Raw genomic sequence first — 16809 nt, 5'->3', positions numbered from 1 at the left:
CGTCGACGAGTCGGTGAGTCTAGCGAGCGGCCGGGATTTTCATCGGCAGCGATGGCATTCTTGGTAACTCAGCTCAACCAGTCTCGCCGTGCCCCCTGCAAGAATGCAGATTGAAAGATAAGCAGGATGGCTGGATAAAGTATCCGACCGTGCGGGAAAGGCACGGGTTGAGCCGAAGCGTTCTTCTGTTGGGGAGTTGCTCTCGAGCAATTTGTGCGACTTGACCATGTCGCTCCCTCGGCCTTAGCTCGCCATCGAGGGACTGCAGCTCCTCGCGTCGGCTTGGTCAATGTGCTTTGCCGCAGGCCGCAGCTCCTATTGATCCGGTGTCGCTCGAGAACGTTTTGCCGCCGCAAGACTAATCATTTGCGAATGGCCTCATCAATTGCGAACCACGCATCTCTCATCAGGATAGGTAGTACCGTTGGCTCATTGGTTGTGCTGTACACGCGAGCTGGATGAGTTGTCGAGGCTACACGCATTCATCAGATCAGAAACGAGGGGCAGCAATGAAATCCGTAGTTAATCCGTTGCAAGTCTCGCGATTCCTTCGGGTATATGACGATGCCGCCGCCCAAAAAGGCATCAAGCTTTCGATAGGATTTGATTTCAATGAATACGTCTCGATCACACGGGTCCTTCCAACAAAGAAACCGACATATCCAAACTTTCGGCCAGATCGTTCGCCGATCAAATCGGGTGAGGGATATTGGATGGTGGGCGTCGACAATGACAAGCAGATTGCGCTCGTACAGGCTGCTCGACTTTATGACCTTTCGCACAGTAACTTTGCAGAGCATCTTGAATCTCTGAGGGCGTTCTACGCCGATCCAGCCGTACATGCACATCCTCAGGACCGTTGTACTTGCGCTGCGCCAACCGCAAAGAAGATTACTGGGAAAGTAGCTTACCATGGAGATTTTTGGCTGCGCAGCGACTTTAGGCGTCAAGGCATACCCACCATCATGGCTGCAATACTGCGCGGCGCTTCATTTGCCATGTGGTCTCCCGACTTCGTATGTGGACTTGCAGAGCGCTGGCTGCTCGAGAAGGGCGTTCTTGCACAATACGGACATGCCCACTATGAACACGGCGGTTCGATACTACATCTGGTAGAGGAGAACATCATTGATCACGATCTGCTTGTTTGGCTAACCGGCGAGGAGTTGAGAAGCCTCGTTGCCGTTCACGATAGCAGCAAGTCGGCTTTAGCCTCCTGAAGTCTCGCTGACGGTGATCCTCATCAAATCTCCTAAGGGCGCGAGCAGGACCGAGTCTTCCGCCAGCCGGTCAAGCTTACGAAAGGGTGGACCGATCGACGCTCGCACATCATCCGGCAATTGGTGAGCGGCCCGAACGTTGAAAAAGACCAGGTCTGCGGCATAGGTGCGTGACACGGCCATGCTGTTGGCGCTCGCTTCCACCACCACCTCATGCTGCTTGAAAGACGGGTTGCAAAATCCCTCTGATCAAGCGGGACCGAGCTTCCCATGGAAAGCGTCATCGTTCGTATCGCCGCGCGATCCTGCTCAAACAGCATATGGCCGCCAGCGTGCTTGCTACATAACCTTGGAACCACCACCAAGCCGAGCAATGATCCATCCGCAGCTTTCCGACGATCACCTACTGACCAGTTTGGCTCTAGCCGGTGAATGCGGTGATCTACAGCTACACCGCGACCTAGGGGAGTGATCGTGATCGTGCATTTTCGCACGATCCGGGCTCGAGCGCACCGACGCACCGTGCTCATGTCCATTTGAGCGCGCGAACCACTTCGCAGATGATTATCGCAGAAGCCGTCGGTGAATACTCTAAACGGTAAGCACGCGTCAGCTCAGTCGACTCCGACCAGCTATTCCGAAATCAGCATTTCTTTAGTTTGTGCGACCAGAGCTCGAATCAACATCGAGCCGTGCTACACGGACCCCCCCCGAACGTGCAGTGCGATCAACTACCATTGCTAGTAATTGATCTACATAGCGCAAGCATGTCACTTATCGGTCGATATACTTCGGTGCCGGCTAAGTGACCTGCGGCGACAGCCAGCGAGTGTCTCGGGAAGGCCCGTTAGGCTGCCGAAAATCTTTGGCCGCGATGGTGCACGAATGTTTCTCAGGCGGCGCGCGTTAGGATCCTCTGGATCTCACAAAAACCGGCAAGCGCGGCAACCATTTGCGGCTCAATCGACGAGACCGTCAAGCATTACGAAAAGCGAACGAGTAAGGCATCTGTTCTGTTCAAAGACGAGGACTACCGATCGAACATGGTGCGCTAGTTAGTCCAATTCAACTGGAGACACGACATGCAGCGCAATGGTGAACTGACGCTCGGATTATACCTGATTCAGGCGGGATATAACGAAGGTGCATGGCGAGATCCGAGCGTGCCTGCCGATGGTGGAGTTGATGTCAACCACTATGCTCACCTAGCAGCACTTGCCGAAGCTGCGGCATTTCACTTCGTGTTTATCCCCGACAGCCCTAGCGTTGTAGAACAAGATAACGCGAATATTGCGCGTGTGAGCCGAAACGACACGTTCGAGCCAATCACACTTCTGTCGGCACTTTCATCGAGAACGCGGGACATCGGCCTTGTAGCGACAGCGACAACGACTTACCACCAGCCATATCACCTTGCACGGATGCTCGCCTCACTTGATCACCTCTCGCTCGGACGGGCGGCCTGGAATATTGTCACCTCGGGAAATAAGTACGAGGCCCCAAATTTCGGCGAAGAAGAGCTTCCAGATCACGACACGCGCTATACCCGAGCGAAAGAATTTGTAGAAGTTGTCAAGGGGCTTTGGGATACGTGGGAAGACGATGCGTTTGTTCGCGACAAGGAAACAGGTATTTTTGTCGACACGACGAAGCTGCATCTGCTCAATCACCGAGGGGACTACCTTTCAGTCAGAGGCCCGCTGAACATCGCACGGCCGCCTCAAGGACATCCCGTGTTGGTTCAGGCGGGCGCATCGGAGTCCGGAATACGGTTCGCTGCAGCGCTGGCCGAGGTAGTGTTTACCGCTGAACCGTGTTTGGAAAGCGGTAAACGATACTACGCAACTCTCAAAGAGAAGGCACGCGCACTTGGGCGGACGGACGATCAGGTTCTAATTATGCCTGGCATTGTTCCGATTGTTGGGAGGACCAAGGAAGAAGCCTCCGCCAAGCTCCAAAGGCTACAATCGTATACTCACATTGACGTTCAAATTGGGACCGCCGATCGTTGGCTGGGATTTGTCACTGATATCCGTTCGATGGACCTCGACTCATTAGTACCTGAATCATTACCGCGGACGAACTTTATCCAGAGTCGTCAGAAGACGCTCCTCGATCTGGCCGTACGCCAGAAATTCACTTGGAGACAACTGATCCGCTTCGTATCGGACAGCCGGGGCCATCTCATGATTGTTGGAACGCCGGACGAAATCGCCAACGCCATGGTCGATAGATTTGACCAGCGTGCTGCTGACGGATTCAACGTGCTACCAGCAACTGTTCCAGGCGAGCTCAAGGACTTTGTTGAACTCGTCATCCCGGAATTGCGCAAGCGAGGTAAATTCAGGTCCACGTACTCTGGACAAACATTAAGAGAGAATCTCGGACTCAAGCGGCCACTTAATCGGTTCGCGCAAAGCAGTCGATGACCGCCACTGAATTTCCTTGAGGTCGGGCTAGGATAGCCAGAGTTGGCCCTTATCTCCAGGAGTGATATATCTTAGAACGTTCAGCAAGGAGAGATTGAGATGGAGCGCTGGTCCCGGTTGTCTGAACAGAGTTTCCGCGTCGATAAGTGGAGCGTCTGCCGGGGGTAGGCTGCCATGCGGAATGGCAGCGGGGCGAAGTAGGCTTGATCCGGCGTGCTGCCGTCAAGGCTCGAATGGGGACGCCTGCTGTTGTAGAAGTCGAGATATCGGCCGATCGAGCTGCGCGCCTCGCCGACGCTGTCATAGGCCCGCAGGTACACCTCCTCGTATTTGATGCTGCGCCAGAGCCGTTCGACGAACACGTTGTCCCGCTATGCGCCCTTGCCGTCCATGCTGATCGCGATGCCGTTGTCGGCGAGCACGCCGGTAAAAGCCTGTCCGGTGAACTGCGCGCCCTGATCCGTGTTGAAGATGTCCGGCTTGCCGTGACGAGCCAAGGCGTCCTCCAGCGTCTCGACGCAGAAGGCTGCTTCCATGGTGATCGACAGCCGCCATGACAGAACACGGCGGGTCGCCCAGTCCAGCACCGCCGCGAGATAGACGAAGCCACTCGCCATCGGGATGTAGGTGATGTCCATCGCCCAGACCTGGTTCGGCCGCGTGATCTCCATGCCGCGCAGCAGATATGGATGGATCTTGTGGCCGGGCTCGGGTCTGGTGGTGCGCGGACGGCGATAGAGCGCCTCTATCCCCATCCGCCGCATCAGCGTCCTTACATGCCGGCGGCCGATCTTGCACCCCTCGGCAGCCAGCAGGCCTCTCAGCATTCGCGAACCGGCGAAGGGAAACTCCAGATGCAGCCGGTCGAGACGCCGCATGATCGCGAGATCGGCGTCCGGCACCGGCCGCGGCAGATAATAAGCGCTGCCGCGGCTGATCTGCAAAACCTCCGCCTGCCTGGTGATCGACAGATCGTGCTCGCGGTCGATCATCGCTTTGCGCTCAGCAATCCCGCCTTGGTGAGCGCGCCTTCTAAAAAACTATGCGCGGCGCCGCGCGCCCCCTGTGGGATAGAAACGGGTAGCTGCTAGACTGCGGCCGGAAGGGAGCGGCCGATACGATTTTGGTGGCACGTAACCCCGTTAAAAAACCTGGTCCATGGGCTGTTGCGCACTTGAGAGTGGTGACGCCATTCGGCGATCCCGTTTAGGAATCTGACCAATAGCGCAGCCCAGCCCTTCCGCCGGCGTCAGCAGGAGGATTGGAGATGACCCCCAAAAGATCGAAGTCGAGGAACGGTGGTGAGATGCCGATGGTGCACCCGAACGCGGCTGCCATCGACGTCGGAGCGACTATGCACATGGCTGCCGTGAGGGCAGATCGCGCACCGGAGCCAATCCGCAGCTTCGGTACCTTCACGGCCGATCTGCATCGGCTGGTCGACTGGTTTACTGAATGCGGCGTCGAGACCGTCGTCATGGAATCGACCAGCGTCTACTGGATTCCGATTTGCGAGCTTCTCGATGCCCGGGGATTTACCGTGTTTCTTGTCAACGCGCGCGATGCCAAGCACGTGCCGGGGCGCAAGACCGATGTCAGCGATGCGCAATGGCTGCAGCGGCTCCATTCATTCGGGTTGCTGCGGGCCAGCTTTCGGCCCAAAGGGTAGATTGCCGAGCTGCGAGCCTACGTGCGTCAGCGCGAGCGCCTGCTGGAGTACGCGGCCTCACACATCCAGCATATGCAGAAGGCCTTGACGGAGATGAATCTTCAGCTGCACCACGTCGTCGCCGACATCACCGGTGCGACCGGCCTGCGTATCATCCGCGCGATCCTTGCCGGCGAGCGCGATCCTGAGACGCTGGCGTGCTTGCGCCATTACAGCTGCCACTCCAGCGCCGAGACGATCGCGAAGGCGCTCACCGGAAGCTACCGCGCCGAGCATCTGTTTGCGCTCGAGCAGGCACTTGCGCTTTATGACGCCTACCACGAGAAGGCATCTGCTTGCGACGCCAAGATCGAAGCCGTGTTGAAGGAACTCATTATCCATAGGGGTCATGATCATGGATCAGCGCCGCCGGTCTCGCGGCGTCGGAACCGAACCGATCAAGCGAACGCTCTGGCGTTCGACGTCCGCGCGTCGTTGTTTGGGCTGCTCGGAAAGGACGTCACCACCATCGACGGCCTCGGTCCTTACCTCTCGCTGAAGCTGATCGCGGAATGCGGTGACGACCTTACCTCATGGCCAAGTGCAAAGCATTTTACTTCCTGGCTGGGGTTGGCGCCGAGCAATAAGGTCTCCGGGGGCAAAATGCTCTCGTCACGAACGCGCCGGTCCGGCGGTCGGGCCGCAGCTCTTCTGCGCCTTGCTGCCGTAACCGTCGGACGCACCGACACCGCGCTCGGCGCCTTCTATAGAAGACTGTCGTCCCGCATCGGCAAGGCCAAGGCAGTCACCGCGACGGCCCGCAAGATCGCAGTCCTGTTCTACAACGCTGTCCGTCACGGAATGGACTACGTCGATCCCGGCGCCTCGTCCTACGAGACACGCTACCGTACGCGAGTGATCAACAGTTTGCACCGACGTGCCAAGACATTCGGCTTTGTTCTGCAGCCCTTGGAACCAGGAGCTGGTGCCGTTTCTTAGGAATCGTTCTCCAGCGTCAGCTCCCCGATCTTGGCATGCAGCGACTTCACATCGATCGCAGGCGTGGCCGGTGCAGCGCCGCCAGGTCCAAAAACTCCGGAAGCGCCACCCTCCAGCTGCGCCTTCCACGCCGTAATCTGATTGGGGTGGACGTCAAACTGCTCGGCAAGCTGAGCTATCGTCCGGTCGCCCTTGACGGCGGCAAGTGCCACCTTCGCTTTGAAGACCGGTGTGTGGTTCCGGCGTGCTCGTCTGCTCATCGTCGCTCCTGATTCGCAGGCACCAGCGTGCCCGCTGTCAGGCAGAAACTCCACTTACCGACCTGTTCAAATTCGCGGAGCCGGCTCTGTACGACCCAACCGAGCCCGACTATGTGGCCAGCACATTGCCACCTGGGTATGGCGCGTCCGGCCGTACCGCGGCCGCAGAAGCCATGGTCGGGGGAAACGGACGACCTCCAAAACTGCTACGGCTTCCCAGCAAGCACCGACCGATCTCCGTCAAAAAAAGGATTGCTATCGGGTCTGCCAGACAGCTCGGCGCAAGACCAAGCAGCGTGGCACTTAAGCCCAATTCAAATCGGGCGAGTGTTTGCCCATCGCTACCCGGGTCGGCGAACAAGAAGCACCAACATTCAGGCCGCGACCTTGGAGAGCTGCAGCTGTGGCCGCTGTTTATTCGGTGTGCGCGGTTTCGTTTCCGATCTTATCCATGAAAGGAGTGTGGCTATCGTGTCCGGGCTCCGTCTCAGCGTCTTGTTCGACTCTGTCAGATCTAAGCTATCCGAGTTGGTAGGTACTCAAGCGATCCCGCCGATATAAAGTCTCTATCCAACTAAGGAAGCGATCGAGCTGCGCGTAGAGAATTCAGTGTGAGCGGTCGTGGAAGCGCCTACCGTGCTCTCAGCCGATCCGTCGGATCTGCATGCTTGGCAAATAGAACGGAGAATCAAATGCCACAGCGTAGCCCTCTCTCTGAGGATGGTCGGCCGGCCGGACATTTTCGGAACACCGCTTACATGATCAATAAGAGCCGTCCCTATTTCGATGCAGCTCATGAGGCTGGTCTCATGGCCGTCCATGGACGTTCGATGACTGGACGTGTCTTTGTTTTGGGCTCGGGGTCGCTTGAAGGTCGGCCGGAAAAAATTGATTTCGTGCGATGTTCCTACCTTGGCTTGGACAATCATCCCGCGATCGTCGCTGGCGCGATCGACGCGATAGAGGCGCATCGGTCCTTGCACTGGTCATGCGCACGAACGCGGCTCAATTTCGATCTCTTGGCAGAGCTTGAAGCAACCCTCTCGGAGATGTTCTGCGCACGCGTGATCGCCTTCTCCACTGTCATGCTCGCCAATCTAGGTATGATGCCCCTCCTTGCTTCGGGCCAACTGACAGGCGGACGAAAACCGCTTGTCGTGTTCGACCGCCTTGCGCACATATCCTTGGCCTATCACAAGCCGGTGGTTGCTGATGAAACGCGACTGGAAACGATCGCGCATAACGACATCGAAGCTCTCGAACGCTTGTGCCGCGAACATCCGGTGGTCGCTTACGTATGCGATGGCATTTACTCTATGGGAGGAAACGCGCCTATCAAGGAACTGCGCCAACTTCAGGAACGGTACGGGCTCTTTCTCTATATCGACGATGCTCACGGCATATCGATCTTCGGACGCCAAGGCGAAGGATTTGCTCGCTCTCAGTTTCCGCAAGTGCTGGGTGACCGGACGATCATAGTGGCCTCGCTCGCTAAGGGCTTCGGCGCATCGGGCGGCATGGTGATGCTCGGAACGGCTGATCACGAAGCGTTGTTTCGACGCTACTCCATCCCCTATGCGTTTTCGGTGCCACCCAATCTGGCGGCGGTTGGTGCGGCGCTTGGCTCGTGCAAGATTCATCGATCGGCAGAACTCGGCGATCGTCAGAGGCGGTTAGCGCAACGTATCAAGGTCTTTGACCATCATGTTGCAACCGCTCAGCAAGGAAATTCATTTCCCATCAGAATGATTGCAATAGGATCGGAAACCAAGGCGATTGCAATCGCCAAAGAGCTTCTCGATGCCGGCTTCTACACTTCGGTGACGTTCTTCCCGACGGTCGCTCAAGGAAAGGCAGGGATTCGGGTGTGCATTACGGCCGATCATGAAGACAACGATATAGAGCGATTGTGCGACTGCATTTTGGAAGCAGTGGCCGAAACGACCGGAAAGCCATACCCTCTGAGGTGATGTAATGAGTCAGCCGACGAATTCATGGAGCTGCCCGGTACGGTTGCTATCCCCCTATGCCGGAAAGAATAATGAAAGTTCGTCAAGTCTCGATCCATTGTTCGACGCCGAAGGTGCCTCCAGACCGCTTACGCCAATGTTCTCGGCGAGGCGCCACTCGCTCGTTACGCTGTTTGGGACGGTCTGATTATGCCGAAGCCAGGAAAACTCAGGGGTCAAAGCGACCGGCGCGTTGCGCTTGTGACCGGAGGAGCGCGCGGGATCGGACTCGAGATCGTGCGCCGGTTCGTGGCCGATGGCTATCGCGTAGCATTTGTAGCGACAAAAGCGGAGCATGTCGACCGCGCGCTTGATCTTCTCGGCCGCCCGGAAGATAGGCTCTATGCTGAGAGGATTGATGTAACTCGACACAATGATGTCCAGGGATTTGTTGACCACATCCGGGAACGTTGGGGCGAAATAGCGATTTTGGTGAACAATGCTGGCATCTCCCCCAAGCGCGTGGACCAAAATGCACCTTGGCTTTCGCAGACGTCCTTGGATGAATGGGGGCGGGTCATCGATGTCAATCTCAACGGACCGTTTATTCTTATGCGGCTTTTGGCGCCAGCAATGATCGCGAGCGGCTATGGACGCATTATCAATGTCGGGTCACTCGCGGGGCGTGCCATGCCGATGATCGCAGGGCCACATTATGCTGCATCGAAGGCGGGGCTGGTCGGCTTAACCCGCGCTGCTGCGCGGGATCTCGCTCCACACGGTATCACAGTCAACTGTATTGCTCCTGGGCGTATTCTCAGCGATCTGACTGGACCACCCGAGACCGAGGTCAACCGCTCCGCTCTCAGCAGGATTCCAATCGGCCGTTTTGGAACTGCTGAAGAGGTGGCGCACGTCGTAACCTTTCTGGCCTCGCCGATGGCGGGCTTTATCACCGGCGCAACCATCGATATCACAGGCGGCGAGTTCGCCGCGTAAGCCGATGCATATCGCATTTTGATCGTCGACACTAAAATGCTGGCTTCGCTCAGGCTCACCGTGTCTTCAACTGTCTCGCGGCGCAAACGGCATACAGTCGCGCGGGAACATGAAAAGCATGGATCGACTGGAGCGGATATGCCAGTCGGCGGCGGGGGTCCCCTCGTGTCGGCTTTATGCCTCTTTCTCGCGATGTTCAATATCAACAACGTTATCGGGTCCGGATGATGCCAGGATTGAATAAGGGCTTTTTTGCACGGGCTTGCAGTACGGCCCCTTCCGCCAATGGCGTGGTAAGAGGCGCCGCGCTTGCCGCGTCTGCAGGCTTGCGTTGCGAGCAAGTAACAATGCGGAGTATCGGATGGCGGGGAAAATGAAACCCTCGATGGAAGTGTTTTCGCATCTGCGGGTCGTCGAGATCGGTAGCTCCGCCGCGACCAGCTATTGCGCGCGATTGTTTGCCGACTTCGGCGCCGACGTTCAGAAGGTCGAGCCGCCAGGAGGAGATCCACTCCGCGGTAGCGCGCCACTCACGGCTTCTGGCCAAAGCGCGTGGTTTGCATTCCTGAACTTTAACAAGTCAAGTGTGGTCATTGATGTCGCCGACCCGGACGCGATCCCGCAGCTGACGGCACTGATCGAAGATTGCAACATTCTGATCGATGGGCGCGATATTGATCCCGCAGATTGCCCTTCCATTGATATTGCCGCGATTCGGCAGAGATGTCCCAGGTTGACTTACCTTGAAGCAAGCTGGTTTGGCGGAGGGAGACCCTATGCAGGATTCGCCGCAACCGATTCGACGGTCCGCGCGCTCGCCGGCCTCATCAAGTTGGCTGGAGCTGTCGAGGGCCCACCGTTGCACGCACCGGATTTCCAGACTGGTATTCTGGCCGGTCTGTGGGGCTTCATCGCCGCGGCTTCTTCGACGATTCCGGAAGAAAAAGCTGGTGGGAGAAGACGGTCGTGGTCTCTCAGTATTTTTGAATCGAGCCTCGCTCTGAGCGAGTATCAGATGTTCGAGGCCTATGAGCGCGGCGACATGATGCGCCGGATTGGCATCAACCGCTTCTGGCCAAATTTTCCGATCGGCATTTACGAGACCAAAAAGGGTTGGCTCGGCGTCACGACGATCACTCCGGCACAATGGCGCGGTTTCTGCGACATGCTCGATCTGGCCGAACTGCGTGACGATCCGGCTCTCGTTCTCGGCACCGGGCGTCTGGAACACATGGAACGGATCGAGAGACACTTCATTCCGAGGCTGAAAACGCGCACAGCGCACGAGTGGCTTGCGGAAGGATTGAAACGCAAGATCCCGATCGTTCCGGCACCCGATATGTCCGATCTGCTGCAGGATGCGGAGAAGAGGGAGCGCGGTGCAATCGTGCCTGTCCTGCTTGGCGAAGAAGAGGGCCAGACGCCGGGCTCGATGCAGAGGCTGACACTGACGCCGCCGCGTCGGGGCGGCAAGGTTCCGGCTCCAGGCGAGCAGCAGAGTTTCGCGAATACAGGAAGGCGCCTCACCGGTACTGCGTCGGTATCGTCGGGCTGCAACGATGCAGGCGGGGCGCCACTGCAGGGAATTCGGGTGGTTGACTTCTCGATGGGCTGGGCGGGCCCGCTGTGTACGCGCACGCTGGCTGATCTCGGTGCGGACGTCATCAAGATAGAAGCCATCCAGTATCCGGACTGGTGGCGCGGCGTTGACCGGCGTGCTGCTTACATCGAGGAGCAAATGTATGAAAAGACGGCACGCTTCTGCATGGCGAACCGCAATAAGCGCGGCATTACCCTTGACCTGACGCGGCAGCAGGGCCGCACTCTTGCGAAGCGGCTTGCAGGGGAAGCCGATATTGTCGTCGACAATTATTCGGCCGATGTGCTGCCAAAGCTCGGGCTTGGCTACGACGTGCTCAGAGCGCTCAACCCTCGCCTTGTCATGATGTCGATGTCGGCCTTTGGCACGAACAGCGTCTGTCGCACTTGCCGCGCCTACGGCTCGACTCTCGAGCAAGGCTCTGGGTTGCCGAGCGTGGTGGGCAAGACCAACGGGCCACCTGTGATGAGCCACGTAGCATTTGGAGATGCCGTTGGTGGGTTGAACGGCTGCGCTGCAGTTCTGGTTGCGCTTATTCACGCCCGCACCACAGGGCTTGGGCAGTTCATTGATCTTGCGCAGATCGAATGCATGATACCCTTCGCAGCGCCATGGATCATTCTCCATTCGATCGACGGGTCCTTGCCGATAAGATACGGCAATCGACATCCGCAGTTTGTGCCGCATGGCTGCTTTCGGTGTGCAGGTGAGGACAATTGGATCGTGGTAGCCGCCACCGACCAGGACATGTGGCAGAGACTTGCCAGACTTATTGGGCGGCCAGACTGGGCCATGGACGCATCGCTGAGATCTGCGGAAGATCGCCGCGATATCGAGGAGTTGATCGAGAGAGAGATCGAAGGCTGGACGATCGCCCGCGACGCCGACCAGGCGATGTCCGAGTTGCAGGCCGCAAGGATTGCGGCCGGCGTGGCCCGCCTTCCAATTGATCTGCTCAGCGATCGGCATCTTAGGTCGCGCGGGTATCTGCAAGAAATTGAGCGCGCTTTCATCGGCCGGCATCCACAGCCGTCCATGCCGATTCGGGAAGGTGAAGGGCCCTATGCAATCCGCTCAGCGGCACCGACGCTTGGACAACACAACACAGAGGTTCTATCAGGTCTTCTTGGGCTTTCCGACACAGAGATCGCGGACTTGGCCAAGGAGGGTATCATCGGTTCAGTGATGCTTTCAGAAGGGGGCTAACAAAAACAAAGACGGTATCGCAAGGTTGAAAAATCAACACTAGATCCGACCAACGAACTCTCAGGCTTGGAAGCCAGAGATTCATCGTGGCGCTCTTGTTCAGTGCTCTGCAGCGCGATACCCCAGAAGTACTCCACTGCACGTGAAAGTTAGCTCTGCGCCAAATGCTGCGACCGAAGAGAACAATTTGTCGCAAGTCAGAATTCGACGACCGGTGGGGCATAAAACGAGTAGGCGGCTCTTTTGTCTGGTGCAGCTTCAAGCCGATGCGTAGCGAGACGGCTCTCATCTCACCAGAGTAGGTAGTATCTCGATTCATTGTTAATGTGTACGGTAAGTCAGCTATTCGCCGTAAAGGCTGTGATGAGCTAGTCTGAGGGCACCAGCGGAGCCTGTGACAGACGCAGCCGCCAAGTGATGACACTCACCCGCGATCCAAAGCGGCTATTACAGCGACGCGCGAGGCGCGCCTGCCAGCAGTTGTTACCATCGGGGCTCCCAGATTAGGACGTACCCAGCTCATCTTGAAAAGTGAGAGCACACGCCGAATGGCAGCGGTTTGGGACAGGCAGCTATTCTAGTTTAAGTTATCTCGGTCGCCGCGATGCTCATATTGGCCTCATTATTACACAAGAGCGACGCTCCGGACCAGTTCCCCAATAACAGGTGTCGAAAGTCGGCACTTCAACAGGTGTCGGTCCGGCAACTCAGCAAAAATGCGAAGGAAATCGAGGAGGTTGTGGTGAACCAAGAGATTGCAGGTTCCAGTACGGTGGCCGGATTATCGCGCGCTAGCCGGCGGTCCAACGAAAGCTTTGCCCGCGCGCAAAAGGTTTTCCCAGACGGCACTTCGCGAGTGACGATTGAGCGAGATCCAACTCCACTCTACATCGATCGTGGGATGGGCAGCTATTTGTTCGATGTGGACGGCCGCCGGTTTCTCGACCTTAATTGCAACTTCACGACCTTGATCCACGGACATGCCTTCGGCCCCGTCGTCCAAGCACTAACCCATCAACTCCAGCGCGGTAGCTGCTTCGCAAATCCGACGCAGAGCGAGATCGAACTCGCCGAACTACTTTGCGGCCGCATTCCGCGGATTGATCGCGTTCGCTTCGTCAATACGGGAACTGAGGCCGTGCTGTTTGCGATCAAAGCTGCGCGAGCCTTCACCGGACGTTCGAAGATTGCCAAGCTCGAGGGCGCCTATCATGGTGCCTATGATTGGGTCGAGGTCAGTCAAGCGGCGGCACCGGACAATTGGGGTGACGCAATCGAGCCCAAGTCCACGGCCTTCTATCGCGGGATGCCTGCGAGCGTGCTCGATGAAGTCGTTGTGCTCCGCTTCAATGATGTTGAAGGCGCGCGCCGCTTGATATCGTCAAATGCGCACGATCTGGCCGCTGTCATTCTGGATCCTATGCCGAGCCGCGGCGGCCTCATTGCGCCGAAGCCTGAATTCTTCGCTGCCGTGCAGGAAGCGACCCTCAAAAACGGCATTCTTGTCATCGCTGATGAGGTCCTCAATCTCAGGCAGAGTTTCCAGGGTGCTTCCGCACGTTACGGCCTTGCTCCGGACGTCATCACCATGGGCAAGATCATCGGTGGCGGGTTGCCGATTGGAGCAATCGGCGGTCGCGAGGACGTAATGAAGGTATTTGATGCCTCAGCGGGTCGGCCGCTGCTTCCGCAAGGCGGTACGTTTTCCGCCAATCCTCTATCCATGACCGCGGGGCTGACCGCCATGCGGCATCTAGATCATGCCGCTTTTGCACGTCTGGAGATGCTTGGGGACATTGTTCGTGACGGGATTGGCCGGGCCATCTCGAACCTGGCTGCGCCGCTGTATGTTACGGGAGCCGCTTCGCTCTTCCGCATTCATCCGCAGGCAGAAGCTCCGAATGACTATCGCGAGAGTTATCCCACGCCTGCCGGAGTAACTCTAATGAAGGAGCTCACACGCTTCTTTGCGGAGAATGGCATCATCCTGCCGTATGGTGCTGCCGCATCGATTTCGACGTCGATGGCGCGCACCGACGCTGAGTTCATCGTGGATGTGTTCGCAGGCTTTCTCGAGAGCCATCAAGACATGTTGGGTGCGATAACGGTACGCAAATGAGCGCACTGTCTTGGCAATGCTTTTTGGTTTCCTGCCGTTAAGATGATCTTCGGCCAAAGATTGCCGTCCGACCGTGATCCAGGGTGGCGAAGCGAGGGCCGGCGATATCCAGGTGGGATAGTAGCGGTGATGACCTGGTCCATCGCCTGGTGGTGGCTCGTCCGCACTCCGCTGCACACGCTGAGCACCCGTCCAGGACCTCGCCATGAGGCGCTCGGCCACTCCAAATACAGTCCGATCCAATGCCTGATGAAGCGATACACCTCAGCCGCGCTCGCGATGTTTTCGACCCTGACCAGCTCCGATGGCACGAGCGCTACCGTCGTGCCTTTGTTGAGTTGCAATCAATGGGCTGATATCGACAGCTCGGAGTCAAGGGTCGAAGGCATCCCAACCAGTTCAGAATTCCTTCCGGGATATGGCCTGCGTGAACCCGCGGCGACCGTGTTCGACGAAGATGCGATTTGGTTCCCGTCCTCTTGGCGCAAGACCGACGACCCCGTTTTCGCTGCTCGTAGTCGTGCTACAGCCAAGCGACATGCTCATAAGGGCGTAGCGGTCTGTTTTCGCGAAAAGCTACTACCCTTGCTCAATTGCGCCGATTTTCGCCTCATGCGGACTGCGGTAAAAGACGTCGATCTCGCGAGATACCTCGAGGATAGCTTCTGGATGTTGGCCATTCTCACAGAGTGCGTATTTGAGCGCTTGCGCGCGGCTCGCGAACAGACCTCCGAAAATACCATTCTGCTCGCGGACGACCCAGTTTCCAAAACGATTCTTGCCAACAAAGACGGTCGACCCGGCGGAGCTTCCGGAAGGATATTCGACAAGCTTCATGACCATAAGTCCATGAGTCTACCCCGTCATTACCGCCTCAGGATTGTAGTCATCACGAACGATCGTGGCAGATCGCCGTCACCAATCGCGGCGCTTCAGTCGCGAACCGATCGTCGATCTCCATGGAAGTCTACAGCAAACACGAAGCAAGTCCCGCTACCAACTCTAGGGAAGGCAGATCCACTTTCGCTTCTGCTGGAAACGAGCAAACGTGCCCTGCCGCCGTCAGGGACTCGTTGATGCTCTCTCCAACGGATCCGACAGAATGAGCGGACCGCTATCAAGGACGCTCGCAGTGCATGTGGCAGGAGCTTGAAAAAAATTCATAGGAATCTCTCGGCCGCATATGTTCCGTCGAAGGAATCACAACCGCTAGGAGGTTGCGGCTTGAGTGGAGCGGTCAGGTGTTTCGCGGACTACTTCGTTCGTGCCGCTAGCCGCAGGGTTTCAGAGCCAAGCAAATGTTCGGCGGGACCTCCTTTTGGGTCCACGACTCGTCCAAGCTGCCGATGAATCTTCGCTCAGCCGAGGCTCTTTTGCCTCCGCGTCCTTGAGCGCCTCTTGCATGCCCGTCCGAGAGTTAGGGATCGATGCAGTTGGCCTAGCGTCCTTGCGATTTCGAGCGGGAACACCGCAATGGAGTAGGCTGACCAGGATCTGAATCGCTGATAGCGTTGTATGTCGCAAGCTGCTAAGGAATTATTTCGCGTGAAGCGTCTCTGCTTCTGGCAACTTACGCGACGTTCAACTCAAGCAGAACTGTCGCCAAGACTCCTCGTGTCATAGGTAGCTCTCAGGGGATGCGTGCTATTTCGTCTTGCGACGGGAACGCGCGGGCTTGCGACCTTTACGTAAGGTCTTTGGTGGCGCCGCGCCTTTGGGTGGTTGGATGAAAAATTCAGACACATGAACGTCAAGCGTTGCCGCGATACGGTCGAGAAGATCAATCGTCGGGTTCTTCGATTGCTGCTCAATACCGCCCATATAGGAGCGGTCAATGCGGGCATCGTACGCCAACCGCTCTTGCGGAACACCGCGATCTACGCGGATCCGGCGCACATTCCAGGCGACAAGCGCACGAGCTTTCATGCGCTAAAGCAGCCATTCTGACGGCCATCAAACCACTGGTTATAGACGTACTATTGCGGTAAGTTCGTCCAGAATGCAGATGAGCAGAGTCCGCGCGTAAGCTAAATGAAAGAGCTGGTACTGGATCCGGATATCGCCATGTCGCGCCGAATGAGACAGTGCTGACGAGTTATGACGAGCAGCGTCCGATGTCGGCCTCTTGATTCGGGCCGACGGCGCCGCACGCTGAACGGCAGTTCTGCTGATCGCGCTCTGAGCGTAACGGACTGCGATCAAATGGATTCTGGCGATCGTCGGAGCGAACGAACGAAGGGACGACGGGAATAACCGCTGCCGGCCATTAATTGACTTCGGCAAGGATGGATCCTGCAGACCGCGACAATCGGTTCTCTACGAAGAGGCTCTGAATACGGCTACCCTCGCTTAAATCGATGCTTCTCAATCTGGTAGGACT

At 57.3% G+C, this 16809-nt stretch carries 8 protein-coding genes and 3 pseudogenes; 8 read left to right on the top strand and 3 right to left on the bottom strand.

The annotated features are described in order from the left end of the window. Positions 1 to 509: 509 nt before the first annotated feature. Positions 510 to 1220, top strand: a complete 711-nt coding sequence (locus IVB18_RS41620; RefSeq protein WP_247985966.1) for a hypothetical protein — start codon at positions 510 to 512, stop codon at positions 1218 to 1220. Positions 1221 to 2302: 1082 nt separating this feature from the next. Next, on the top strand, positions 2303 to 3649 hold the full coding sequence (locus tag IVB18_RS41615) for an LLM class flavin-dependent oxidoreductase (RefSeq protein ID WP_247985965.1): 1347 nt from the start codon (positions 2303 to 2305) through the stop codon (positions 3647 to 3649). A gap of 182 nt (positions 3650 to 3831) precedes the next feature. Here the strand turns inward: IVB18_RS41615 and IVB18_RS41610 are convergent. After that, positions 3832 to 4689, bottom strand: a pseudogene (locus IVB18_RS41610) (IS3 family transposase); the annotation flags it as partial. 227 nt (positions 4690 to 4916) lie between these two features. Between IVB18_RS41610 and IVB18_RS41605 the strand changes: the two are divergent. Further along, positions 4917 to 6296, top strand: a pseudogene (locus IVB18_RS41605) (IS110 family transposase). A gap of 2 nt (positions 6297 to 6298) precedes the next feature. Here the strand turns inward: IVB18_RS41605 and IVB18_RS41600 are convergent. After that, positions 6299 to 6556 (bottom strand): annotated as a pseudogene (locus tag IVB18_RS41600) (transposase); the annotation flags it as partial. Positions 6557 to 7248: 692 nt separating this feature from the next. Here IVB18_RS41600 and IVB18_RS41595 point away from each other — a divergent pair. From IVB18_RS41595 to IVB18_RS52055, 5 genes are all read left to right on the top strand, one after another. Continuing rightward, a complete protein-coding gene (locus IVB18_RS41595) occupies positions 7249 to 8526 on the top strand; it encodes an aminotransferase class I/II-fold pyridoxal phosphate-dependent enzyme (protein ID WP_256476636.1) in 1278 nt (425 codons plus the stop codon). Positions 8527 to 8715: 189 nt separating this feature from the next. Further along, on the top strand, positions 8716 to 9504 hold the full coding sequence (locus IVB18_RS41590; RefSeq protein ID WP_247985963.1) for an SDR family NAD(P)-dependent oxidoreductase: 789 nt from the start codon (positions 8716 to 8718) through the stop codon (positions 9502 to 9504). 361 nt (positions 9505 to 9865) lie between these two features. Beyond that, positions 9866 to 12310: a CoA transferase gene (locus tag IVB18_RS41585; protein ID WP_247985962.1), complete on the top strand. Its 2445-nt coding sequence runs from the start codon at positions 9866 to 9868 to the stop codon at positions 12308 to 12310. A gap of 604 nt (positions 12311 to 12914) precedes the next feature. Continuing rightward, positions 12915 to 14429, top strand: coding sequence for an aspartate aminotransferase family protein (locus IVB18_RS41580; protein WP_247985961.1), 1515 nt, complete (start codon positions 12915 to 12917; stop codon positions 14427 to 14429). 129 nt (positions 14430 to 14558) lie between these two features. Next, the gene (locus tag IVB18_RS52055) at positions 14559 to 15506 is read left to right on the top strand and encodes a hypothetical protein (RefSeq protein WP_346732586.1); all 948 of its coding nucleotides are present in this window, start codon (positions 14559 to 14561) and stop codon (positions 15504 to 15506) included. Positions 15507 to 16073: 567 nt separating this feature from the next. On the opposite strand, the gene IVB18_RS41570 is transcribed toward IVB18_RS52055, so the two are convergent. Beyond that, positions 16074 to 16355, bottom strand: coding sequence for a helix-turn-helix transcriptional regulator (locus tag IVB18_RS41570; protein ID WP_247382406.1), 282 nt, complete (start codon positions 16353 to 16355; stop codon positions 16074 to 16076). Between the last annotated feature and the right edge of the window lie 454 nt (positions 16356 to 16809).

Source organism: Bradyrhizobium sp. 186, assembly GCF_023101685.1.
Classification (GTDB): Bacteria; Pseudomonadota; Alphaproteobacteria; order Rhizobiales; family Xanthobacteraceae; genus Bradyrhizobium.
Note: the sequence above shows the minus strand (reverse complement) of the source record. Positions and strands in the feature narration are given on the sequence as shown.

Bases quoted from the DNA above. Each gene is read 5' to 3' on its own strand.
- IVB18_RS41620 (WP_247985966.1), top strand. From the start codon at position 510: ATGAAATCCGTAGTTAATCCGTTGCAAGTCTCGCGATTCCTTCGGGTA.
- IVB18_RS41580 (WP_247985961.1), top strand. From the start codon at position 12,915: ATGCTCATATTGGCCTCATTATTACACAAGAGCGACGCTCCGGACCAG.
- IVB18_RS41615 (WP_247985965.1), top strand. From the start codon at position 2,303: ATGCAGCGCAATGGTGAACTGACGCTCGGATTATACCTGATTCAGGCG.
- IVB18_RS41570 (WP_247382406.1), bottom strand. From the start codon at position 16,355: ATGAAAGCTCGTGCGCTTGTCGCCTGGAATGTGCGCCGGATCCGCGTA.
- IVB18_RS41585 (WP_247985962.1), top strand. From the start codon at position 9,866: ATGGCGGGGAAAATGAAACCCTCGATGGAAGTGTTTTCGCATCTGCGG.
- IVB18_RS41595 (WP_256476636.1), top strand. From the start codon at position 7,249: ATGCCACAGCGTAGCCCTCTCTCTGAGGATGGTCGGCCGGCCGGACAT.
- IVB18_RS52055 (WP_346732586.1), top strand. From the start codon at position 14,559: ATGACCTGGTCCATCGCCTGGTGGTGGCTCGTCCGCACTCCGCTGCAC.
- IVB18_RS41590 (WP_247985963.1), top strand. From the start codon at position 8,716: ATGCCGAAGCCAGGAAAACTCAGGGGTCAAAGCGACCGGCGCGTTGCG.